The sequence below is a fragment of the Streptomyces sp. NPDC026394 genome, assembly GCF_055567735.1.
Map to the genome: position 1 here is coordinate 282,209 of NZ_JBVHPX010000006.1, position 22,195 is coordinate 304,403.

Sequence of the window (22,195 nt, forward strand, 5' to 3'; positions counted from 1 at the left end):
TCCGGCAGGGGGAAGCCTGCCGCTCCTCCCTGCGCCGACCGCCTCTCCACGGTCCCGCGGACCCGGTCGCGCCAACCGGAAGGCATCATCCGGTGCGCAACGCCCGCTGAGCGCGGCTCCCGGTAGCGCCGTGCGGGCGCTTGTCGAACAGGCCCTTTCGAGACCCTGACAGGGCCCCAGGGCGGCCTTCCTTCACGGCGACCACCACGCCACGGGCTGCAGATCCCAGTACGGGCCCCGGCGCCTCGTCTTCCGCCGTCGCAAGGACCGCTTCCGCATCAGGCCCGCCCCGGATGCCGGGACGGCAGCGGGGCCGGGTTCGGGGGCGCCCATCCGTAAAGCCGGGTCAGGGCCCCAGTGCTCCACCCACCATCGAGGGGTGTAGCTAACCCCCCGGCCGATTGGGGTGCGCAGTGGATGGTCCGGTGGCCCCCGCGCGGGGAGAGTTGGGGCCCATGAACACGCACAAGGCCCTGCTCGCCGCCCTGCTCGTCCCGCTCGGTGCCACCCTGGCCGTCGCCCCGGCCGCCTCCGCCACCACCCCGCCCGCCGCATCGGTCTCCGCCGGTGCCGCCCCGCACGCCGACCCGGAGAAGGCCGCGGCCACCGCGTTCCGCGCCCCCGAGGCGGCCCTGGACCGGGTGGCCCACCCGCTGCGCACCAGCGAGCCCCGCGGCGGCCTGGCCGACCTCCGCCCCTTCGGCCGGATGGTCGGCGACGCCCGGGTGGTGGGGCTGGGCGAGGCCACCCACAGCTCGCACGAGTTCTTCACCGTCAAGCACCGGGTCTTGCGGTACCTGGTCGAGGAGAAGGGCTTCCGGGCCTTCGCCCTCGAAGCCCCGTGGAGCACCGGACTGCGGCTCAACGCCTACCTCACGAGCGGCAAGGGCAACCTGAAGCAGATCATGGACGAGGAGTTCCAGGGCACCTACCGGTGGTGGAACAACGCCGAGTACCGCGATCTGCTCCAGTGGATGCGCGCGTACAACGTCAAGCACCCGAAGGACCCGGTCCGCTTCGTCGGCGACGACGGCGGGTTCGCCGGTGCCGAGCTGTACGACAAGGTGAGCGCCTACGCGGCCAAGGCCCGCCCCGAACTCGTCCCGAAGCTCACCGAGCTGTACCGGGGCCTGCGGCCCGCCACCGACGCCGACACATACGTCAACGACTACCTGTCGAAGCCGCCGGCCGAACGCAAGGAGCTCGCCGAGCGGACCGGCCGGGCGGTCGACCTGCTCAAGCAGCGGCCCGGCACGGGCACCGACGCCGACGCGCACGCCTGGGCCCTCCAGCACGCCACCGCGATCCACCAGATGACCACGCTGTTCGCCTTCGACCTGGACGACCCGCAGAGCATCGCCGGCGCCATGCTCCACCGCGACCGGATCATGGCGGAGAACGTCGCCTGGTGGCAGCAGCGGACCGGCGACAAAATTGTGCTCGCCGCCCACAACAGCCACCTCAGCCTCAGGACTTACGTCCCCGACCATTACCCGAAGGTCCAGGGCGACTTCCTCCGCGAGCGGTTGGGCACCGGCTACCTCAGTGTCGGCCTCACCTTCGACCGCGGCTCGTTCAACGCCTTCGGCCAGGACGGCGGCGCCCACCGCTTCACCGTCGGCCCGGCCGCGCCCGGCACCACTGAGCACACCCTCGACCGGGTACGGCACCGCGACTTCGTGGTGGACCTGCGCAAGGCCCCGGCGGCGGCCCGCACCTGGCTCGCCGCGCCGCACACCGTCAAGAACATCGGCGCCACCTACCCCGGGATCGCGGACGCCCCGCAGATCCGGCTCGCGGACTCACACGACGTCGTCATCCACTTCCACCGGGTGAAGGCGGCCCGCATGCTCAAGTAGCCCCGGGCCGCGCGGCGCGGCGGTGGTGCGGTAGGTCAACCGGCCCGATGTCCCGCGCCGCCGGGGCGTTTCCCGCTACTCCCCGATGCGGACGGCCGCGGCCCTGCATGCGAACCCCCTCGGCCACAGGCACGAGCATCGCACCGACGCACCGCACCGGCCGGCGGATCGTTCCCGGCTGACGCACCACGCACCCTGTAGGTCCCGGCCGTCACCCGAGGTCGCTGGTTTCGGTCTTCACGGCCGCTGCTGCTGAAGGCGTCGAAGCCTGGCCGGGTGGCTGCCTGGTACCGTGCAGGGCTTGCCCGCCCCGGCATTGCAGGTCGGGCAGGGGACGCGAGCGACGCTGTGGGCCAGGTCCTCGGCCGTGGTGCCACGGCTGTGTGCGGGCTGCTTCCCGCCGCCTCGTGCCCGTTTGCGGGCCGCTTCCTTTTCCCGGTCCTCGATGACCAGGCGCAGTCGTTCGGCATGGCCGCCGAAGCGCCGCAGCCGTTGCCCTTCCGGCAGGTCGTCGAAGCACTCCTTGCCCGCCCTGGCCCGGCACGCCGGACAGTGCCGCGCAAGCCACTTCCGGCGCGCGACCTGGTCGTGGAACGCGCCCAGCTTCTGGCCGTACACACGCTCCCTGGCCCCTCGCAGCAGGTCGACCTGCGCCCGCGTCAGCGGCATGCGAGTGTCCGGCAACTGGGAGATTGCCCTGAGCAGAGCACGCGCGTCTCCGAAGCGCTCTTGTTCAAGGGCTGGGGCCAGCTCCAGCAGGTATTCCTGGCGCTGGAGTGCAGCCTGCTGTGCTTCGTGCTCCCGCTTCTTCTTCTCCTGCGCCGCGGTCTTGCCGGTCAGGACGACGACCCGGCCTTTGGGACGGCCTTGTGCGACGACCTCCTTGCTGTGCCCCGACAGCCACCGCTCGGCTGAGTCGCGGGCCTCCTTCAGCACGGTCGGCGCTGCGGCTCTGCGGCTCAGCACGCCGTCGCATTCCTTGATCAGTCTGCGGGTGAGGGCGATGTCGCGGCCTCGGCGGGCGGTGGCCAGGCGCAGCAGAAGGTGGCGGATCTCCTCGGAGATCCGGGCGGGCCGGCCTTGTGGTCGGTCTTGACTCCGCGACGGCGGGCGGGCGATGGGCCGGTCTGGCAAGTCGGTCAGCGCGGGGGTCATCAGGCCGGCAGAGCTCAGGGAGCACTGTTCGGTGCTGAACCATTGGGTGCCGCGGGCGGTCTCGGTGCCGATCTGGACGCGGCGGCTCGTGCCCTGGCTGTCGCAGCGGATGCGATGCACGTAGCGCAGACGCTGCAGGGCTGCCCGGTCCAGCAGTACTCCGGCTTCGACCACGGTCCGGGCGGCGGCCTGCGGATCGTCCCAGTCGGGCGGGACAGCCGGACTCATGTGGATGGTCAGTCCGGAGCCGTCTTCGAGCTGCACTCGCACCACGGAGCCGGCCGTGGCCTGGCCCGGCCTTGGCGGAGAGCACGTCACCTCGCCCGGCAAGCCCTGGGTGCGCAGCAGACTTTCGGCAGCGGCTCTGACATAGAGATGGTCGGCGCTGGTCACGTCGCGGGCGCGGCGTGCGCACGGCGACCGTGTGCTGTCCGGGTCAGGATGATGGGCGAAGTGGCACACGCGGTCCACGTACAGCTTCGTCGTCAGCTGCCGGCCGCAGCCGCCCAGCCAGGTTCCGCACCAGAAGCTCTGTCCCTGATACCGCTTGCGGAACGCGTCCAACTCGATCGCCTCCAGCGGCAGGGCAAGAGGTTCCTGGGAATCCACCGACCCCAGTACTGCCGTCTGAATCTGCCTTCGGTCATCTCGCACGAGCCCCCGCCTCCTGCCCCAGCCCCAGCCCCAGCCCCAGCCAGCCCATCGTGTCATCACCGACGCTGCCCGCACGGCTGATGTTCATATCCAACCCGCCACAGGCGGCGCCGCGTTCAGGCTCCCCGTCACAGGCTGGCCGAGCAGCTTCATCCGGACCGACCAGACCCGTGCCAGGCACCACACGCGCAGCCGCCCAGTTGGTCCGAGGCAGCGGAGCATGCGGGAGTGGTGGTGGCGGATTCCTCGCAGCAGAGCTCAGCGGCCTGTCCGCGCAGCTGCTCCAACCGCGTCGCCGACAGTACTCGGCAGTGCGTTCCCGGGCCGTGCCGGCGGCCTTCAGCGCTGCCGTGACGGCGTCCGCGCCGTTCGGGTTGTGGCCTGTACCAGCGGCGCCTTGGTCGGTGTCGTACGCCCGCCGCGCCTCGCCTCGGCTTCCCCGGTGCGGCTCGCCCCCGTACGCTCTCGCCTGCTCGTTCCGTCCTTGACTGTCCGGCGGTCAGCAGCAGCGACAGGCCTGTACCCGTGCGCTGCTGAACCAGCCGGAAGTCATTTTCGCGGACGAACCCACCGGAAATCTGTGGCGTCTCGGTCGCCGCCCGGCCGCGAACGCATTACGAAGACCGCAGCCGGCCGCTGGCTGGTCCCGCGGGTACCCGGCCCGGATCGTCTGCAATGCAGGACGTCTCGCATCGCGAGGCAAGAATCGGCCGACCTCGTTTCCGGAGGGAGAGGCAGTAGGACCCAGGCGGGCCGGACCTGCGGCGGCCATGGCAGACGAGGACCCGGCCAGTCCGCTCTACGGCCCTGCACCGAGGCCCTTGGCAGCAAATCCTGCCCCGGACAGGAACCGTGCGAGAAGCACTGGAAGTAACCAAATGACAGGGGCTGCTCGGTGATTCCCTGACCAAGATCGTCCGGGCCGAAGTCACAGCCACCCAGGCCGGGGACCATGTCGTCCTCGGCCGGCTGGCCCCGAAGCGGCCACCGCTGCGAGGCATGTACTCGAAGAGCGGACGGGACTGTCCTAGTGGCGCATGGACCAGGAGATCCACTACTCCGCCCGTTCCGTCGGCCGCAACGGCAACCGCGGCCCGGGGACGCTGGCCGACATCACTCCCCCCCGCTCCGTGCACCGGGATCTGCCCTGCCCGCTGTCCGGCGCCCAGCAGACGGCTGGCGGCAATATTCTGGCCCGGCCGCCTGGAACTGCCCCCAGGCCCGGTGGAACGACTGGACGGGCCGCGCCCTCCTGGAGGGCGCCACCAACCCGCAGGGGGTCGCGACCGTCGCCTCGGAGATCCTTCGCCATGCTCACGCGGACGGTCACGCAGTCCCGCCTGTGCTGGTCTTCGCCGCGATGGACGACAAGGGCGTCGACGGCATGCTCACCCCGCCCCCTCCCACTGGCCACTGGTCCTCACCCGCACCGGCTCGCACCAGGCCGCAGACGCCGCTACTTGCACCGTCGGCTCGTCCCCACCCGCCGACGGCCGTGCCAGACGTCCGAAGACCCTCCGTCGGCACTGCGCCGGACTGCCGAACTCACCGGTCCCGGCGGCCCATGTGAGTCATGCAGACAGGCGAAGACGAGGGTGGATATGCGCCGAGCACATCAACGGCTACGCCGAAGACCAAGAAGCCGTTGAACGCAGCCGCACCCGCCCCACCCCACGCAAAACCCCCATCACTGCCCCCAGGCACCTCCCCCACCCCTGACCTCACCTGACCTGACCAGCAAAAACGCCCGACAGCCCCCTGCCAACGGGCAAGGGGCTGCCTCATACCCGACAACAGCAAAAAGGCCGGTCGACCCGACAAAACGTCGGGCCGACCGGCCTCATTGGGTCGGTTGACCTCTGTGTCCGAGGGGGGACTTGAACCCCCACGCCCGATAAAGGGCACTAGCACCTCAAGCTAGCGCGTCTGCCATTCCGCCACCCGGACCAGGTGTGGTCTTCGCGGGGTGTTCCCCGCGGCGACATGGACAACAATACCAAGGTTTTGGAGTGGGTTTCACCTGCGTATCCGCCGAGGCCATAACCGGAGGTTATGGGGCATCCCGGGCCTCGACCCAGTGGCTGGAACGGTGTGGTCGGCTCTGGACAGCGGCGGCTCGATGCGGGATACAGGCTCCATACAGTATTCGTCGACTGTATGCGATCTGCCGGAAGCCGAAGCCCGAGCCCAAGCCCAAGCCCGTGCCCCCGAAGGGAAGCGATGCCCCCATGCCCGACGAAGCCCACGACCTCGCCCCGGACCCCGCCCGCCAGGACCTCGTCTCCGGCGGTCACCTCGTCGCCAAAGCGCTCAAGGCGGAGGGGGTGGACGTCGTCTACACCCTCTGCGGCGGCCACATCATCGACATCTACGACGGCTGTGCCGACGAGGGCATCGAGGTGGTCGACGTACGGCACGAGCAGGTCGCCGCGCATGCGGCGGACGCCCACGCCCGGATCACCGGGCGGCCGGGGTGCGCCGTCGTCACCGCGGGCCCCGGCACGACGGACGCCGTGACCGGTGTGGCCAACGCCTTGCGTGCCGAGTCGCCGATGCTGCTGATCGGCGGCCAGGGCGCGCGCGGCCAGCACAAGATGGGGTCGCTCCAGGACCTGCCGCACGTCGAGATGATGACGCCGATCACGAAGTTCGCGGCCACCGTGCCGGACACGGCGCGGGTGGCCGACATGGTCTCGATGGCGTTCCGCGAGTGCTTCCACGGCGCGCCCGGGCCCGCCTTCCTGGAGATACCCCGGGACGTGCTGGACGCGAAGGTGCCGCGGGACACGGCGCGGACGCCCCGGGCCGGGCACTACCGCGCCTCGACCCGTTCGGCGGGTGATCCGGAGGCCGTCGAGAAGCTGGCCGACCTGCTCGTACGCTCCGAGAGGCCGGCGATCCTGTACGGGAGCCAGGTGTGGACGACGCGCGGTACGGACGCGGCGGTCGATCTCGTACGGGCCCTGAACGTCCCCGCGTACCTGAACGGCGCGGGCCGCGGCACATTGCCGCCCGGCGACCCGCACCACTTCCACCTCTCCCGCCGCCACGCCTTCGCCCGCGCCGACCTGATCGTGATCGTCGGCACCCCCTTCGACTTCCGGATGGGGTACGGGAAGCGGCTGTCCCCCACCGCGCGCGTCGTGCAGATCGATCTGGACTACCGCACCGTCGGCAAGAACCGGGACGTCGACCTGGGCATCGTGGGCGACGCGGGGCTGGTCCTGGCCGCCGCCGCGCAGGCCGCTTCGGGCCGCGTGGACGCGGGCGCGGGCGCCGGGCGGCGCAAGGAGTGGATCGAGGAGCTGCGGGCCGTCGAGGAGGCCGCGGCGGCCAAGCGGCTGCCGCTGCTCCGCTCGGACGCGGCGCCCATCCACCCGTACCGCCTGGTCAGCGAGATCAACGAGTTCCTGACCGAGGACTCGCTCTACATCGGGGACGGCGGCGACATCGTCACCTTCTCCGGTCAGGTGGTGCAGCCGAAGGCGCCGGGCCGCTGGATGGACCCGGGGCCGCTGGGGACGCTCGGCGTCGGTGTGCCGTTCGTGCTGGCGGCGAAGAAGGCGCGGCCGGAGACGGAGGTCGTGGCGCTCTTCGGGGACGGCGCGTTCTCACTGACCGGCTGGGACTTCGAGACGCTGGTCCGCTTCGGCCTGCCGTTCGTGGGGATCGTCGGCAACAACTCGTCGATGAACCAGATCCGTTACGGCCAGCGCGCCAAGTACGGCGCGGCGCGCGAGCGGCTCGGCAACACGCTGGGCGACGTGCCGTACGACGCGTTCGCGCGGATGCTCGGCGGGCACGGCGAGGAGGTCCGCGACCCGGCGCAGATCCGGCCGGCCCTGGAACGCGCCCGGCAGTCCGGCAAGCCGTCGCTGGTCAACGTCTGGATCGACCCGGACGCGTACGCCCCCGGCACCGTCAACCAGACCATGTACAAGTGAGCAGCGAGGAGCCGCTGATGAGCACAGCCACAGCTCAGGAGACCGGCGGGAAGGCGCTCAGTGGTGTGCGGGTGCTGGACATGACGCATGTGCAGTCGGGTCCGTCCGCCACGCAACTGCTCGCCTGGCTCGGCGCGGACGTCGTCAAGCTGGAGGCGGTCACCGGCGACGTCACCCGGGGCCAGCTCCGCGACATACCGGACGTGGATTCCCTGTACTTCACGATGCTCAACTGCAACAAGCGCAGTATCACCCTCAACACCAAGACCGACCGCGGCAAGGAGCTGCTGACCGAGCTGATCCGCCGCTCGGACGTACTGGTGGAGAACTTCGGGCCGGGCGCCGTGGACCGGATGGGCTTTCCCTGGGAGCGTGTCCGGGAGATCAATCCGCGGCTCGTGTACGCCTCGATCAAGGGCTTCGGCGACGGCCCGTACACCCGGTTCAAGGCGTACGAGGTCGTCGCGCAGGCCATGGGCGGGTCGATGGCGACCACCGGCTTCGCGGACGGGCCGCCGCTGGCGACCGGCGCGCAGATCGGCGACTCGGGCACCGGCGTGCACTGCGTCGCCGGCATCCTCGCCGCGCTCTACCAGCGCGAGCACACCGGACGCGGGCAGCGGGTGCAGGTCGCGATGCAGCACGCGGTGCTCAACCTGTGCCGGGTCAAGATCCGCGACCAGCAGCGGCTGGAGCACGGTCCGCTGCCGGAGTACCCGGACGACACCTCCGGGGACGAGGTGCCGCGCAGCGGCAACGCGAGCGGCGGCGGGCAGCCCGGCTGGGCGGTCAGGTGCGCGCCCGGCGGCCCCAACGACTATGTGTACGTCATCGTGCAGCCGGCCGGCTGGGAACCGCTCTCCCGGCTCATCGGACGGCCTGAACTGGCCCACGACCCGGAGTGGTCGACGCCGGCCGCCCGGCTGCCCAAGCTGGCGAAGGTCTTCCAACTGGTCGAGGAGTGGAGCGCCACGCTGCCCAAGTGGGAGGTGCTGGAGCGGCTGACCGCGCACGACATCCCCTGCGGTCCGGTGCTCTCCACGAAGGAGATCGTGCGGGACGCGTCGCTGGCCGCCGACGGGATGATCGTCCGGGTCCGGCATCCGCGGCGCGGCACGTTCACCACGGTCGGATCGCCGCTGAAGCTGTCCGACTCCCCCGTGGAGATCGACCGTTCACCGCTGCTCGGTGAGCACAACGACGAGGTGTACGGCGGCGAGCTCGGGCTCGACGACGAGGAACTGCGGCGGCTGGCAGCGGACGGAGTCATCTGATGGCGGACCGACAGACGGATGCGGCAGCGGTGGACGCGGCGACGGTGGACGTGGCATCGGTGTTGCGGGCCGCGCGGGCGGCCGGGCGTACGACGCTGACGGCTCCCGAGGGCAGGCTGCTCGCGGACGCGTACGGGATTCCCACCCCGGCGGAAGGGCTGGCGGAGACGGCGGACGAGGCGGTGGCGCTCGCCGCCCGCATCGGCGGGCCGGTCGCCCTGAAGATCGTCTCACCGGACATCTCCCACAAGACGGACGCGGGCGGCGTACGGGTGGGGCTCTCCTCGGCCGCCGAGGTGCGCGAAGCGTTCCCGACGATCGTGCGGAACGCCGCCGCGTACGCCCCGGAAGCCCGCGTCGAGGGCGTACTGGTGCAGCGGATGGCGCCGGAGGGCGGGCTGGAGGTGCTGGTCGGCGCGGTGACCGACCCGACCTTCGGGAAGGTCGTCGCCTTCGGACTCGGCGGAGTGCTGGTGGAGACGCTCAAGGACGTCACCTTCCGTCTCGCGCCGGCCTCCACGGCGGATGCGGAGTCCATGCTGGACGGCATCCGCGCGGCCGAGGTGCTGCGCGGCGTACGCGGCGGGCCCGCCGTGGACCGCGCGGCGCTGGCGGACCTGATCGTCCGGGTGTCCCGGCTGGCCGCCGACCATCCCGAAGTGGCCGAGATCGATCTGAACCCGGTGTTCGCCTCCCCGGACGGCGTGCTGGCCGCCGACGTACGGATCGTGCTCGGCGACGGGCCGCCCCCGGAGCGCCGCCGGTACTCCGAGGAGGAGATCCTCGCCTCGATGGAGCGGCTGATGCGGCCGCGCTCGGTGGTCGTCGTCGGTGCCTCCGCGGAGCCGGGAAAGATCGGGCACGCGGTACTGCGCAACCTGCTCGACGGCGGCTTCGACGGCGCGGTCCACCCGGTGAACCCGAAGGGCGGGACCATCCTCGGCCGTACCGCGTACCGGTCGGTCGCGGACGTACCGGACGGCGCCGACGTGGCGGTCTTCGCCGTTCCGGCGCGCCTGGTGCCCGCGGCCCTGGAGGAAGTGGGGCGCAAGGGCATCCCGAACGCCGTACTGATCCCCTCCGGCTTCACCGAGACCGGCGAACACGCCCTCCAGGAACGGCTGGTGGCCATCGCCGAGAAGTACGGGACCAGGCTGCTCGGCCCGAACATCTACGGCTACTACTCCCCCTGGCACCGCCTGTGCGCCACGTTCTGCACCCCGTACGACGTCACCGGCCCGGTCGCGCTGACCTCGCAGTCCGGCGGCATCGGCATGGCCGTCCTGGGCTTCGCGCGCGCCACCGGGACGGGCGTCTCGGCCATCGTCGGCCTCGGCAACAAGGCGGACGTGGACGAGGACGACCTCCTCACGTACTTCGCCCACGACCCGCACACCCGGAGCATCGCGATGCATCTGGAGGACCTGAAGGACGGCCGCGCGTTCGTGGCGGCCGCGCGGAAGACCGTACGCGAGAAGCCCGTCGTGGTGCTGAAGGCGGGGCGGACCGGTGCGGGCGCCAAGGCCGCCGGGTCGCACACCGGCGCGCTGGCCGGTGACGACGCGGTCTACGACGCCATCCTGCGGCAGGCCGGCGTCATCCGGGCGCCGGGACTCGACGAGATGCTGGAGTACGCGCGGGCGCTGCCGGTGCTGCCCACACCGCAGGGCGAGAACGTCCTGATCGTCACCGGGGCGGGCGGCTCCGGCGTCCTGCTCTCGGACGCGGCCGTCGATCACGGGCTGCGCCTGATGACCGTCCCGGACGACCTGGACGCCGCCTTCCGGCAGCTCATCCCGCCCTTCGGGGCGTCCGGCAACCCCGTGGACATCACGGGCGGCGAACCGCCCGCCACGTACGAGGCCGCCATCCGGCTCGCCCTGCGCGACCCCCGGGTCCACGCCCTGGTCCTCGGCTACTGGCACACCCTCGTCACCCCGCCGATGGTGTTCGCGGAGCTGACGGCGCGCGTGGTGGCCGAGTTCCGGGCAGCCGGTGTCGAGAAGCCGGTGGTGGCGTCGCTGGCCGGGGACACCGAGGTGGCGGAGGCGGGCGCGTACCTCTTCGCGCGGGGCGTGGTGGCGTACCCGTACACGACCGAGAAGCCGGTGGCGGCGCTCGGCGCGAAATACCGGTGGGCACGCGCCGCCGGCCTGCTGTGATCCGGACGGCTGCGCGACGGGAGGCGATGTGAGGTGACCACTCAGGACGTCAGGAGCGCGGACCGCACCACGGTCACCGAGGTCCGCGACACACACGGGCGGGTCTACCGCCTGGGCGAGACCGACCGGCAGTTGCTCGGTCACCCCCGGTGGACCATGGTGCTGCTGCCCTGGGCGGCGATGCTCGGCATCAGCATCTTCGAGTACGCCTTCGGAGCCGCCGAGACCACCCTCTCCGCGGCGCACCACTGGACGCACACGGACACGTTCTGGGTGCTGAGCGTCTGGGTCTTCTTCCAGGCGGCGGTGGCCTTCCCCGCGGGCAGACTGCGGGAGAAGGGCCTGCTCACCAGCCGGGCCGCGATGCTCTGCGGGTCCGTACTGTCCCTGGCGGGCTTTCTGAGCCTGAGCCACGCCGCGGACGTCTGGTGGGCGATCGCCGGGTTCGGCGTGCTGGGCGGCACCGGCGCCGGGCTGGTCTACGCGACCTGCATCAACACGGTCGGCAAGTGGTATCCGGAACGGCGCGGCGGCAAGACCGGGTTCGTCAACGGCGGCTTCGCGTACGGCGCCGTGCCGTTCATCTTCCTGTTCTCCTACGGCTTCGACGCCGACAACTACCGGACCGTCCTCGACCTGGTCGGCCTGTACGTGCTGCTGCTGACCGCCGTGGCGGGCCTGTTCTTCAAGGACCCGCCGAAGAACTGGTGGCCCGCCCACGTCGACCCGCTGGCCGTACCGCGCGACGCCCGTACCTCCGCCGCGCTGCGCAAGAACCCGCCCGCGGCGGCCCAGTTCACCCCGCGCGAGGCCGTCCGTACGGGCATGCTGCCCCTGATGTGGGTCTGCCTGCTGTGCACCGCCGGCGTCTCGATCTTCGGCATCTCCTTCCAGGTGCCGTACGCCAAGGACGCCGGGTTCGGGCCGCTGGTCGCGGCGTCCTCCATGGGCATCATGTCGGTCGTCAACGGGACGGGCCGGGGCGTGGTCGGCTGGCTCTCGGACCGGCTGGGGCGGCGGGTGACCCTGACGTACGTGTGCCTGGTCCTCGGCCTGGCCCAGTTCGGTGTCCTGTGGGCCGGGGAGAGCGCCAACCAGCCCCTGTTCCTCGTCTTCGCCTTCCTGTCCGGCTTCGGCGGCGGCGCGTTCTTCCCGCTCTTCGCCGCCCTCGTCCCCGACTACTTCGGCGAGAACAACAACGCGTCGAACTACGGCCTCGTCTACAGCTCGAAACTGGTCTCCGGCCTCCTGGGCGGCGGCATCGGCGCGGCGGTCGTGGCGGCGTGGGGCTACGAGGGGGCGTACGCGATTGCCGGATGCGTGGGCCTGCTGGCAGCGGGCCTGTCCCTGCTGCTGCGGCGGCCGGCGGGGAAGGGAGGGCCGGCCGGTCCGGGGTGAGGGCCGGGTTCGGCCCGCTCCGGGTGCGGGCGGACGTGCCGGGCCCGCTCCGGCCTACCGGGAATCGGTGGGCCGGTAGCGGGCCTTGACGTGGAAGCGCTCGCCCTGGGGACCGAGGATGCTGAGGAACTCCACCGGCCGCGCGTCGGCGTTGCCGAACCAGTGCGGCAGGTGGGTGTCGAACTCGGCGACCTCGCCGCTGGTCAGGACGAGATCCTGAGCGCCGAGGACGATGCGCAGCCGTCCGCTGAGGACGTACAGCCAGTGGTAGCCCTCGTGCGAACGCGGGTCGGGCTCCAGGTCGGCCGGGCCCGCGGGAAGCAACTGCTTGAACGCCTGGAGGCCGCCGGGGTTGCGGCTCAGCGGGACGACGGTCATGCCGTTGCGGGTGAACGGCTGCGGGTGCACCCGCGGGTCGAGGGCGGCCGGGACGGCGATCAGCTCGTCGAGCGGCATCCGGTAAGCCTTGGCCAACGGCAGCAGCAGTTCCAGACCCGGCTTGCGGTGCCCGGACTCCAGCCGGGACAGGGTGCTGACCGGGATGCCGGTGGTCTCCGACACGGCCGTCAGCGTGGCTCCGTGGCGGCGCCGTACCTCGCGCAGCCGCGGCCCGACCGCGGCCAGCACGGCATCGAAGTCGTCGCCTGCCCGCTCGCTGCCCACCGCTCCATCGTGCCCCTGTTTTGCGGTTTCCGCAAAGAACTTTGTCAGCCCGGTGGGAGAGGGCGCAGGTTGGGGGCGGAGGTGGTCACGATGACCCGAGAAACCCTAGATACCCGGGAAACCCGCGAAGCCCGAGAAGCCCGCGAAGCCCGGACGGGCCACGGCGATTGGTACGACGTGGTGATCGTCGGAGGCGGTCCAGCGGGCCTGAGCGCGGCGCTCATGCTGGGCCGCGCCCGGCGGTCCGTCCTGGTGATCGACGCCGGTGAGCCCCGCAACGCGCCGGCGGCGCACATGCACGGCTTCCTCTCCCGCGACGGCGCGCCGCCCGGCGATCTGCTGGCGGCGGGGCGGCGGGAAGTGGCCGGTTACGGGGTCGAGGTGCGCACCGGCCGGGTGCGGTCGGCGGTACGGGACGGCGGTCTGTTCGCGGTCACCGACGAGGCGGGGCGTACCGTACGGGCGCGGCGGCTGCTGGTGGCCACCGGGTTCACCGACGAACTGCCCGACGTCCCCGGCCTCGCCCGGCGGTGGGGTCGGGATGTGCTGCACTGCCCGTACTGCCACGGCTGGGAGGTACGCGACGAGCCGATCGGTGTCCTGGCCACCGGCCCGATGAGCGTGCACCAGGCCCTGCTGTTCCGCCAGTGGACCGACCGGCTCACCCTCCTGCTGCACACCGGCCCCCGCCCTACGGACGAGGAGTCCGAGCAGTTGGCGGCGCGCGGCATCGCGGTCGTCCCCGGCGAGGTGACCGGCCTGGAGATCACCGACGACCGTCTCAGCGGGGTCCACCTGGACACCGGCGAGCTGTTCCCGCTCCGGGCGCTGACCGTGGCGCCCCGCGCCGTCCCGGGCGCCGCTGCGGCCGCGTTCCTGGACTCCCTCGGGCTGGCCCCCACCGAGCACCCGAGCGGCATGGGCTCGTACCTCGCCGCCGGTCCGGCCGGACTGACGTCCGTGCCGAGCGTATGGGCCGCGGGCAACGCCGCCGACCTCACCGCGAACGTCCTCGCGGCCGCCGCCTCCGGCTCGGCCGCGGCGGGAGCGATCAACGCCGACCTCGTCGCCGAGGACACCCGCCGCGCGGTGCGGTCCCGTAAGGACCCGTTCTCCGTCGCGTCGGAGACCCGCGTCTGCGAGCTGGTGGCCGGCGACCGACGCCACGGCCTGTGACCCCGACCCCTCTTCCTCTCCCCCAGGAGAAACACATGCAGGAGAACATCATGGACGCCCAGTTCTGGGACGACCGGTACAGCAGCCGCGACCAGCTCTTCAGCGGATCGCCCAACGGTGTGCTCGTCACCGAGATCACCGGCTGCCCGCCGGGGCAGGCACTCGACGTCGGGTGCGGTGAAGGCGCCGACGCCCGGTGGCTCGCCCGGCAAGGCTGGCAGGTCACCGGGGTGGACATCTCCGAGGTCGCCCTGCGGCGCGCCGCCGAGGCGACCGCGGACGTCGCCGACCGCGTCGCCTGGGCACGGGCCGACCTGGCCGTCACGCCGCCCCCGGCCGACGCGTTCGACCTGGTGTCCGTCCAGTACTTCCCGCTCGTGCGCGAGCCGGAGCACACCGCGCTGCGCGGGCTGCTGGCCGCCGTCGCCCCCGGCGGCACCCTGCTCTTCGTCGGCCACGACATGACCGGCCTGCCCGCACAGCCCGACTTCGATCCGGCCGACTACTACCGGCCCGCGGACGTCGCCCGGCTCCTCGACCCCGACTGGACCGTACAGATCAACGAAACCCGCCCCCGGACGGTTCCCGCGCCCGCCGGCACCCCCCACACTCACGACACCGTCCTGCGAGCCCGGCGCCCGCGCTGAACCGGACTTCGGCCGACTCGGCATACTCAGCAGGCTGAGCCGAACCAGCCGACTCGGCAGGTTCAGCCGACCCAGTGGGCTCGGCAGGCTCAACCGGCTCAGCGGACTAAGCCGGCTCAGTAGACTCAGCGGATCTCAACAGGCCCATCCAGCCTCAACAGTCCTCCTGGAACTTCACCGCCTCCAGCGTCACCGGCTGCCCCTCCAGCTTCGTGCCCGCTGCCGGGCTCTGTCGGCACACCTTCCAGTTGGACTCCACGAGCACCATCCGCCCGCGGCCCGACGCGTCCTTGACCGTGATGCCGGTACCGGCGTCGAGAGCGCGCCGGGCCACCTTCACCGACTTGTCCCGGAAGTCCGGCATGGCTGATCCGGCCGCGGCGGACGCGTCCGCCGCGGCCCCGGACCCGGCGTCGGTCTCGGGGCAGGACTCCGTCAGCTTCACCGCGCCGAAGTCCACCGTCCTGCCGGTGTCGGCCTGGCCTGGCCCCGGGGTCTGCGTACAGACCTTCCAGTTCCGGTCGAGCGCCTGCATCCGTCCGCGGCCGAGCGCATCATGACTGCGCAGCACCCGGAATCCCGCCGCCTGGGCGGAGTCCTGCGCGCTCTGCAACCCCTTCCCCACCAGATCGGGCAACGTGGCCTTCCGGGCCGGAGCGGGCCCTGGTGTGGTCTCCGCGGCCACACTGGGCTCCGCCACCGCCTTCGTGGGCGAGCCCCCACCGCCGTCGGCGCTCCCCGCGGGCTGACAGGCGGTGAGCCCGAGACAGAGCGCCGCGAGAGCAGCGGCGGAGACGGTGGTGCGGTGCATGGTTCCCCCAGTACGGGAAGGACGCCGGTTCAGAGACGACGCCGTAACAGACCGTGACGGAGACGGAGACCTCCGATCACCGGCAAGGGTTGTACGCGGAACCGGGGGAAAACCTGTTCGCGGGGCCGGGCGCGGCCGGTGGCTCAGTCCCACCCTCCGGGACGCGGTTCCGAGGGTGCGCCGAAGAGCGGCCCGTACTCGTCCCCGCCCTCGGTGGTCACCACGTACTCGGGCACAGTCCGCGAGGCGGCCTCGTGCAGCCGGACGACGAGGTCGGTGACCGGCACGACACGTAGCGAAAGAGCCTCCGCGACCCGGGCACGGTCCTCGGCGATCTCCGGATCGTCCCTGGCCAGTTGCCGTTCGAGGTGCTGGGCGGAGACCTGCATGACGGCTGCGTCACCGCCGCCGGAGAAGCCGAGACAGTCCCTCCAGTCGAGGCCGACGATGATCTCCAGCGCATCCGCCAGGTCGTCGGCGATCAGACCGCCTTGCCCCTCGGAGTTCGCGTACACCACCGGCCGACGGCCGTCTGTTTCAGGGCACAGGAAGTACGTCCCGCCTGCGAACTCCCCGGCGATCGGCTCCAGCGGCGCGCCCGAGGCGAGGCGCAGGCCGTCGCCGTTCCGCCGCCCGGTGTCGAAGGCGAAGGACGAGCGCAGCAGTTCCCGGACGTCCGGGGTGCGCTCGATCCGGTCCAGCAGACGGTTTCCCGCGGTCATGGCAAGGACGATAACGACGGCCACTGACAGCGGGGGTTCCCCGGACCGGCGGCCCTCGCCCTCTCAGCCGGACCTGAGCGTGTCGGGAGGACCGTCAGCCGATGGCCACATCGCGTCGGCCGGGGGCGTCCTCCCGGCCGACTTCCTGGTCCGCGATGGCTTTGTGGTGGCGTACGACCTCGCCGATGATGAAATTTAGGAACTTCTCGGCGAAGGCCGGGTCCAGTTTGGCGTCCTCGGCCAGTCTGCGCAGGCGGGCGATCTGGGTGGCCTCGCGGGCCGGGTCGGCGGGCGGGAGGTTGTGGCGGGCCTTCAGTTCACCGACCTGCTGGGTGCACTTGAAGCGCTCGGCGAGCAGGTGCACGAGTGCGGCGTCCAGGTTGTCGATGCTGCCGCGCAGGTAGAGCAGGCGCTCCCGCGCCTCCTCGTCGGCGACGGAGGTCGCGTCGCCCGCCGGTGGTGCGGTCCTCTCGCTCATGTACGTCTCGCCAATCTGGTCGTACCGGTGGCCCCGGTCGGGTAGCGCTGATCCTGAGCACACTACCCGGCCACCGGCGTACGGCTTAACCGCACGGTGCGCGCAGGCTCCGCAGATGGCGGGCGGAGCGGCGGGCGGTCGACAGGGAGCCCGCCGGGTTGGCGGCCGGGTCCACGGCGTCGTCCCGTTCGACGATCCAGTGGACGGAGCGGCGGCCGCGGCGGTGTTCCACCGCGGAGAGGAAGCGGCGGTAGTCGATGTCGCCGTCGCCGACGTCGACCATGCGGTAGCCGTCCTGGGTAGCGGTGTCGTGCTCGCCGTCCTTGACGTGGAAGAGGGGGTAGCGGGCGGGCGCGGCCAGGACGTAGTCGAGAGGTTCGAAGGGGGCGGGGGTGCCGTCCGGACGCCGGGAGAAACGGTACTGCGCCACATAGGCCCAGAAGATGTCCATCTCGAAGAAGACGAGCCGCGGGTCGGTCTCCGCGAGCAGGACGTCATAAAGACGGACGCGTGGGTCGTCGGTGGCGAAAGCGAATTCCTCGGCGTGATTGTGGTGGTAGAAACGCATGCCGCGGGCCCGGGCGGCGGCGCCGTACGCGTTGAATTCGGCGGCGGCACGTTTCCAGGCGTCGACGGTGTTGCCGTACCGGTCGGGGCCGGACGGGGTGCCGACGTACGGCAGGCCCAGGGCCTCCGCGTCGTCGAGGACCCTGGTCAGGGCGGTGGCGAACGTGTACGCGGTGGGGTCTGCCGAGGCGTACCCGACGTGGCTGCCGATCCCGCGCAGGCCGTTGTCCCTGAGGAGCCGCCTGATCCGGCGCAGGGTGATCGCGCCGGCGGAGCCCTGGGTGTAGCCGGCGAACTCGACCTCGTCGTAGCCGTACCGGGCCAGCTCCTCGAAGACGCGGGCGAAACCGAGGGACGAGGTCTGGTCGCGGAGCGTGTAGAGCTGGATGCCGAGGCGGCCGGGCGGGAGTACGGGGCGGTGGAGGGGGTACCGGGCGGGAGTCGCCGGGGCGGCGGACTGGGCGGCACGTGCGGGGGCCGATCCGGTGGTGAGGAGTGCGGCCGCCGAGGCGCCGGCGGCGACGCCGAGGAATCCGCGGCGGTGGAGGGTGCGTCTGAGGGCGGCTTGCTGCGGGTCGTCGTGGCTGTGTCGGTGGAACGGCATGGTGGGTGGGCTCCTCGATCAATGGCCGGTGGGTGGGCGAAGCGGGTTGTCGGTGGGTGGGCGGTGGGTGGCGGGGCGCGTTGTCGGTGGCTGGCCGGGGGCGCGTTGTCAGTGGGTGCGGGCAAGATGAAGGAGCAGGGACTTCACGTCGGTGGCGGCGAAGGGGGTGTGCAGGGGTGCGTCGGGTGCGGAGCAGATGAGGAGCGGGCCGTCGGCGGGGTCGGCTCCGGCCGCGGGGAGCAGGCCGTGGCTGCCGCGTACGGGCTCGGGGTCGAGCGGGACGACCGCCATCCGGTAGCGGAGGCCTGCCTTCTTGCGGGCCAGGGCGGTCGCCGCGCGCAGGCGTACGTACGGGTCCCGGGGGTCCATGAAGAGTTCGGCCGGGTCGTAGCCGGGTTTGCGGTGGATCTCGACGAGGCGCGCGAAGTCGGGTGCACGGGCGTCGTCGAGCCAGTAGTAGTAGGTGAACCAGGCGTCGGGCTCGGCGAGGGCGACGAGTTCGCCGGAGCGGGGGTGGTCCAGGCCGTACGCCTTCTTGCCTTCGTCGTCGAGCAGCCGGTCCAGGCCGGGCAGTCCGGTGAGGGCCGCGCGGGCCGCGTCGAGGTCTTCGGGACGGCGTACGTAGACGTGGGCGATCTGGTGGTCGGCGACGGCGAAGGCCCGGGAAGCGGTGGGGTCCAGGTATTCCATCCCGTCCTGCGTGTGCACCTCCAGCAGGCCGGAGCGGCGCAGGGCGCGGTTGACGTCCACGGACCGCCGGACGGGCCGGATGCCGTATTCGGACAGGGCGACGACCGTGACGCCCGCGGAGCGCGCGTCGGACAGGAGGGGACCGATGACGGTGTCGAGCGCGGCGGCGGCCACGGCGGCGCGGGGGTCGTCCGGGCCGTACCGCTGCAGGTCGTAGTCGAGGTGCGGGAGGTAGCAGAGGGTGAGGTCGGGACGGCGGGTGTGCAGCAGGTGGCGGGTCGCGTCGGCGATCCACTGGGAGGAGGGGAGGGATGCGGTGGGCCCCCAGTAGGTGAAGAGGGGAAAGGTGCCGAAGCGGCTGGTGAGTTCGTCGTGGAGGGACGGCGGCCGGGTGTAGCAGTCGGGTTCCTTGCGGCCGTCGGCGTAGTAGACGGGGCGCGGGGTGACGGTCCAGTCGGTGTCGGCGCCCATGGCGTACCACCAGCAGACGTTGGCGACCGTGTAGCCGGGGTGTTCGCGGCGGGCGGCGTCCCAGACCTTGTCACCTGCGACGAGGGCGTTGTGCTGGCGCCAGAGGTGGACTTCGCCGACGTCCCGGAAGTACCAGCCGTTGCCGACGACGCCGTGCCGGGCGGGCGTCGCGCCGGTGAGGAACGTGGACTGGACCGTACAGGTCACGGCGGGCAGCACGGTGTCCAGCGGTGCGGTCGCGCCGGTGTCCGCGAGCGCCTGGAGGTGCGGCATGTGGGCGAGGAGGCGGGGGGTGAGGCCGACGACGTCGAGGACGAGCAGGCGGTTCGGTGCTGCGCTCATGGGAGTTCCTTGAGTCCGAGGTCGGCCAGCAGGTCGCGGGCGAGGGCGAGTTCGGCCGCGATGCCGTCGGCGAGGCGGCTTCTGCTGCGGGGGCGCAGGCCCGGCGGGAGGGCCTGCCAGGTGTAGGTCTCGACTTCGAGGTGACGGGTGCGCGGTACGGACCCGCCCACGAGGAGGGCCAGCGTGTCCCGGAGGACAGGGAGGGTGGAGGTGAGCGGCGGCTCGGGCGGGGCGTGCAGCGGCACGTGGAAGTGGGCGCGCCACGGCGCCGTGTCCGGCAGGCCGCCGGCGGCCTCCCCCGCCAGGGCTTCGTCGAGATCGTCCGTGGCGCGCAGCCGCCCGTCGGAAGTGCGGGTGCGGGTCTGGTGGAGGAAGCGCGGTTCGGCGAAGGCACCCAAGGCGGCGCGTACATCCCGGCGGTCGGGGTGTTCGGCGTGCAGCGCGGCGGACAGTTGGGCCTTGACGACGGGGATGCTTGCCCGGCCGAGGGCTTCGAGGGCGGTGTGCGGGTCCTCGAAGGAGGTGGCGAGGTGGCAGGTGTCGACGCAGACACCGATGCGGTGGGCGGGGGGCGCGGCGGGCCGGGACGGCTCGGCGGGGCCGGGCAGCCTGGCAGGGCCGGACGGCTCGGCGGGGCCGGCGGGGCTGGGTGACTCGGCGGGGCCGGCGGGGCCGGCGGGCCCTGGTGGCTCGGCGGGCCCGGACGGCTCGCTTCGTCCGTGTCCCAGCGCCTCGACGGCGTCGGCGGTGGTTTCGACGAGACAGCCGGGCTCGGGCTCCAGGCCGACACGGACGGACCGGCCGGTGAGTTCTTCGAGGGCGTCGAGCCGGCCGGCGAGGGTGTGCAGGGCGGTGCGAACGGTGGCGCGCCGGGTGGCGGCGTCGCGTACCGCGTCGAAGTCGGTGCGCCAGGCGAGGGGCAGGGTGGAGATCGTGCCCTCGGTCATGTCGTCGGGGAGGAGCGCGGCCAGCAGCCGGGCGAGGTCGGCCGTGTGGTCCAGGCGCGCGGGCTCGGTCCAGTCGGGCCGGTAGACGCGGTATTTGACGTGGCTGTCGCCGAAGCCGCGGTACGGGAAACCGTTGAGGGTGACGACTTCGAGGCCGCGGAGGTCGAGTTCACGACGCAGCCCGCGCAGTGCGGCGGGATCGTGGACGAGCGCGCGGGCGGCGTCGCGGGCCAGCCACAGGCCGATACCGAGGCGGTCCCGGCCGAGCCGCTTGCGTACGGGCTCGCAGTGATCACGGAGTTGGGCGATCACCCCGTCCAGGGTCTCGGCCGGGTGGACATTGGTGCAGTACGCGAGGTGGACGGTCGAACCGTCGGGGTGCCGGAAGCGCATGGCCCGCCCCCTCTCATTCCCCGCCGCGGAGGATGGAGTTGCCCTCGTGCAGGGCGCCCGGCGACGGCGTACTGAGGTCCAGCCGGCCGCTGAGCCCGTAGAACTCGACGGGGTTGCGCCACAGCACCTGGTCCACGTCGTCCTCGGTGAACCCGGCGGCCAGCATGGCCTCGCCGACGCGCCGCGTCTTCAGCGGATCGCTGCGGCCCCAGTCGGCGGCGGAGTTGACCAGTACCCGGCCGGTGCCGTGCAGACGCAGGATGCGCACCATGCGGTCGGGGTCCATCTTGGTGTCCGGGTAGAGGGAAAAGCCCAGCCAGCAGCCACTGTCAGTGGCCTCCCCTACCGTTGTCTCATTGAGATGGTCCAGGACGACGTGATCGGGGGGCAGGTCGGATTCACGCAGGACGTCGAGGGTGCGCCTGAGGCCCGCCGCCTTGTCGCGGTGGGGGGTGTGGACGAGGGACGGCAGGCCGTGGTCCACGGCGAGCTGGAGCTGGGCGGCGAGGGCGGTGTCCTCGGCGGGGGTCATCGAGTCGTAGCCGATCTCGCCGACGGCGACGACCGGGTCTTTTACGAGGTAGCGGGGCAGGGCTTCGAGGACGGGGGTACAGCGGGGGTCGTTCGCCTCCTTGGGGTTGAGGGCGAGCGTGCAGTGGTGGGCGATGCCGTACTGGGCGGCACGGAAGGGTTCCCAGCCGAGGAGGGAGTCGAAGTAGTCGAAGAAACTGGCGGGCGAGGTGCGGGGCTGCCCCAGCCAGAAGGAGGGCTCGACGACGGCGCGGACACCCGCGGCGTGCATGGCTTCGTAGTCGTCCGTGGTGCGGGAGGTCATGTGGATGTGCGGGTCGAAGATGCGCATCTTGGTCTCCTCGCGGGCCGGGGGAGGCGGGGCCGGTGGACGGGGCTGGGGACGTGGAGCCGGTGCGCGTGCCGGGGGCCGGGCTCGGCACACCGGTGAGGACAAGTGCGGGGACGCCGGTGCCGGACTCGGGTGCGGGGCTCAGGTGCGGGGCTCAGGTGCCGGGCTCAGGCGCGGTGCGGTGCTGGAAGGGAGGTACGGGAGGTCGCAGGGGGACGTCGGGTGAGGAGGCGGGGTCGGGAGCGGTGGCGGGCGCGGCTGCGGGCGCGGAGGCGGGAGGGGGCGTGGAGGCGGGAGGGGACGTGGGCGTGGAGGCGGGAGGGGACGCGGGCGTGGAGGCGGGTGCGGGATCAGGGTCGAGGTCGGGATCGGACGG

The 22,195-nt window shown here is 72.1% G+C and carries 16 protein-coding genes, 1 tRNA gene and 1 pseudogene; 8 read left to right on the top strand and 10 right to left on the bottom strand.

The window, feature by feature from the left end; all coding sequences use genetic code 11:
- Positions 1-455 precede the first annotated feature (455 nt).
- Positions 456-1,859: an erythromycin esterase family protein gene (locus tag ACZ4QV_RS17260; protein WP_361148439.1), complete on the top strand. Its 1,404-nt coding sequence runs from the start codon at positions 456-458 to the stop codon at positions 1,857-1,859.
- 237 nt (positions 1,860-2,096) lie between these two features.
- Here ACZ4QV_RS17260 and ACZ4QV_RS17265 read toward each other — a convergent pair whose 3' ends face one another.
- A complete protein-coding gene (locus tag ACZ4QV_RS17265; RefSeq protein ID WP_467763076.1) occupies positions 2,097-3,743 on the bottom strand; it encodes a zinc finger domain-containing protein in 1,647 nt (548 codons plus the stop codon).
- Positions 3,744-4,156: 413 nt separating this feature from the next.
- On the opposite strand from ACZ4QV_RS17265, the pseudogene ACZ4QV_RS17270 reads away from it, so the two are divergent.
- Positions 4,157-4,249: pseudogene (locus ACZ4QV_RS17270) on the top strand (ATP-binding cassette domain-containing protein); the annotation flags it as partial.
- Positions 4,250-5,530: 1,281 nt separating this feature from the next.
- On the opposite strand, the gene ACZ4QV_RS17275 reads toward ACZ4QV_RS17270, so the two are convergent.
- Positions 5,531-5,615, bottom strand: a tRNA-Leu gene (locus ACZ4QV_RS17275).
- 281 nt (positions 5,616-5,896) lie between these two features.
- On the opposite strand from ACZ4QV_RS17275, the gene ACZ4QV_RS17280 reads away from it, so the two are divergent.
- Genes ACZ4QV_RS17280 through ACZ4QV_RS17295 form a run of 4 tightly spaced genes read left to right on the top strand, consistent with a single transcriptional unit; the run spans position 5,897 to position 12,446 of the window.
- Complete coding sequence (locus ACZ4QV_RS17280; protein WP_361148443.1) at positions 5,897-7,612, top strand: thiamine pyrophosphate-binding protein; 1,716 nt, start codon at positions 5,897-5,899, stop codon at positions 7,610-7,612.
- Between the two features lie 17 nt (positions 7,613-7,629).
- The gene (frc, locus tag ACZ4QV_RS17285) at positions 7,630-8,886 is read left to right on the top strand and encodes a formyl-CoA transferase (RefSeq protein ID WP_361148810.1); all 1,257 of its coding nucleotides are present in this window, start codon (positions 7,630-7,632) and stop codon (positions 8,884-8,886) included.
- Positions 8,886-11,048: an acetate--CoA ligase family protein gene (locus tag ACZ4QV_RS17290; RefSeq protein ID WP_467763077.1), complete on the top strand. Its 2,163-nt coding sequence runs from the start codon at positions 8,886-8,888 to the stop codon at positions 11,046-11,048. Before frc ends, ACZ4QV_RS17290 begins: the two co-directional genes overlap by 1 nt.
- A 33-nt stretch (positions 11,049-11,081) precedes the next feature.
- Positions 11,082-12,446 (top strand): OFA family MFS transporter, encoded by a 1,365-nt coding sequence (locus tag ACZ4QV_RS17295; RefSeq protein WP_361148447.1) that lies wholly within the window; start codon positions 11,082-11,084, stop codon positions 12,444-12,446.
- 54 nt (positions 12,447-12,500) lie between these two features.
- Here the strand turns inward: ACZ4QV_RS17295 and ACZ4QV_RS17300 are convergent, their stop codons facing one another.
- Positions 12,501-13,109, bottom strand: coding sequence for a helix-turn-helix domain-containing protein (locus ACZ4QV_RS17300; protein ID WP_361581631.1), 609 nt, complete (start codon positions 13,107-13,109; stop codon positions 12,501-12,503).
- Between the two features lie 90 nt (positions 13,110-13,199).
- Here ACZ4QV_RS17300 and ACZ4QV_RS17305 point away from each other — a divergent pair, with 90 nt between their 5' ends.
- Positions 13,200-14,285 (top strand): NAD(P)/FAD-dependent oxidoreductase, encoded by a 1,086-nt coding sequence (locus ACZ4QV_RS17305; RefSeq protein ID WP_467763078.1) that lies wholly within the window; start codon positions 13,200-13,202, stop codon positions 14,283-14,285.
- A 50-nt stretch (positions 14,286-14,335) separates the two neighbouring features.
- Positions 14,336-14,932 (top strand): class I SAM-dependent methyltransferase, encoded by a 597-nt coding sequence (locus ACZ4QV_RS17310; RefSeq protein ID WP_361148812.1) that lies wholly within the window; start codon positions 14,336-14,338, stop codon positions 14,930-14,932.
- A 154-nt stretch (positions 14,933-15,086) separates the two neighbouring features.
- Here ACZ4QV_RS17310 and ACZ4QV_RS17315 read toward each other — a convergent pair whose 3' ends face one another.
- The 7 genes from ACZ4QV_RS17315 to ACZ4QV_RS17345 form a co-directional block, all read right to left on the bottom strand.
- Complete coding sequence (locus ACZ4QV_RS17315; RefSeq protein WP_361148453.1) at positions 15,087-15,743, bottom strand: PASTA domain-containing protein; 657 nt, start codon at positions 15,741-15,743, stop codon at positions 15,087-15,089.
- 143 nt (positions 15,744-15,886) lie between these two features.
- Entirely contained in the window at positions 15,887-16,465 is a 579-nt protein-coding gene (locus ACZ4QV_RS17320) for a hypothetical protein (RefSeq protein WP_361636567.1), read from the bottom strand.
- 94 nt (positions 16,466-16,559) lie between these two features.
- Positions 16,560-16,943 carry a chorismate mutase gene (locus ACZ4QV_RS17325; RefSeq protein ID WP_361148457.1) on the bottom strand — a complete coding sequence of 128 codons (384 nt, stop codon included), beginning with the start codon at positions 16,941-16,943 and terminating at the stop codon, positions 16,560-16,562.
- An 85-nt stretch (positions 16,944-17,028) separates the two neighbouring features.
- Positions 17,029-18,114, bottom strand: coding sequence for a sugar phosphate isomerase/epimerase family protein (locus ACZ4QV_RS17330; protein ID WP_361636563.1), 1,086 nt, complete (start codon positions 18,112-18,114; stop codon positions 17,029-17,031).
- Positions 18,115-18,222: 108 nt separating this feature from the next.
- Positions 18,223-19,617, bottom strand: coding sequence for an alkaline phosphatase family protein (locus tag ACZ4QV_RS17335; RefSeq protein WP_361148461.1), 1,395 nt, complete (start codon positions 19,615-19,617; stop codon positions 18,223-18,225).
- Positions 19,614-20,957, bottom strand: a complete 1,344-nt coding sequence (eboE, locus tag ACZ4QV_RS17340; protein ID WP_361636560.1) for a metabolite traffic protein EboE — start codon at positions 20,955-20,957, stop codon at positions 19,614-19,616. Before eboE ends, ACZ4QV_RS17335 begins: the two co-directional genes overlap by 4 nt.
- A 13-nt stretch (positions 20,958-20,970) precedes the next feature.
- Positions 20,971-21,819, bottom strand: a complete 849-nt coding sequence (locus ACZ4QV_RS17345) for a TatD family hydrolase (RefSeq protein WP_467763079.1) — start codon at positions 21,817-21,819, stop codon at positions 20,971-20,973.
- Positions 21,820-22,195 lie beyond the last annotated feature (376 nt).

Bases quoted from the DNA above. Each gene is read 5' to 3' on its own strand.
- ACZ4QV_RS17320 (WP_361636567.1), bottom strand. From the start codon at position 16,465: ATGACCGCGGGAAACCGTCTGCTGGACCGGATCGAGCGCACCCCGGAC.
- ACZ4QV_RS17280 (WP_361148443.1), top strand. From the start codon at position 5,897: ATGCCCGACGAAGCCCACGACCTCGCCCCGGACCCCGCCCGCCAGGAC.
- ACZ4QV_RS17310 (WP_361148812.1), top strand. From the start codon at position 14,336: ATGGACGCCCAGTTCTGGGACGACCGGTACAGCAGCCGCGACCAGCTC.
- ACZ4QV_RS17345 (WP_467763079.1), bottom strand. From the start codon at position 21,819: ATGCGCATCTTCGACCCGCACATCCACATGACCTCCCGCACCACGGAC.
- frc (WP_361148810.1), top strand. From the start codon at position 7,630: ATGAGCACAGCCACAGCTCAGGAGACCGGCGGGAAGGCGCTCAGTGGT.
- ACZ4QV_RS17330 (WP_361636563.1), bottom strand. From the start codon at position 18,114: ATGCCGTTCCACCGACACAGCCACGACGACCCGCAGCAAGCCGCCCTC.
- ACZ4QV_RS17260 (WP_361148439.1), top strand. From the start codon at position 456: ATGAACACGCACAAGGCCCTGCTCGCCGCCCTGCTCGTCCCGCTCGGT.
- ACZ4QV_RS17315 (WP_361148453.1), bottom strand. From the start codon at position 15,743: ATGCACCGCACCACCGTCTCCGCCGCTGCTCTCGCGGCGCTCTGTCTC.
- eboE (WP_361636560.1), bottom strand. From the start codon at position 20,957: ATGCGCTTCCGGCACCCCGACGGTTCGACCGTCCACCTCGCGTACTGC.
- ACZ4QV_RS17335 (WP_361148461.1), bottom strand. From the start codon at position 19,617: ATGAGCGCAGCACCGAACCGCCTGCTCGTCCTCGACGTCGTCGGCCTC.
- ACZ4QV_RS17325 (WP_361148457.1), bottom strand. From the start codon at position 16,943: ATGAGCGAGAGGACCGCACCACCGGCGGGCGACGCGACCTCCGTCGCC.
- ACZ4QV_RS17305 (WP_467763078.1), top strand. From the start codon at position 13,200: ATGACCCGAGAAACCCTAGATACCCGGGAAACCCGCGAAGCCCGAGAA.
- ACZ4QV_RS17290 (WP_467763077.1), top strand. From the start codon at position 8,886: ATGGCGGACCGACAGACGGATGCGGCAGCGGTGGACGCGGCGACGGTG.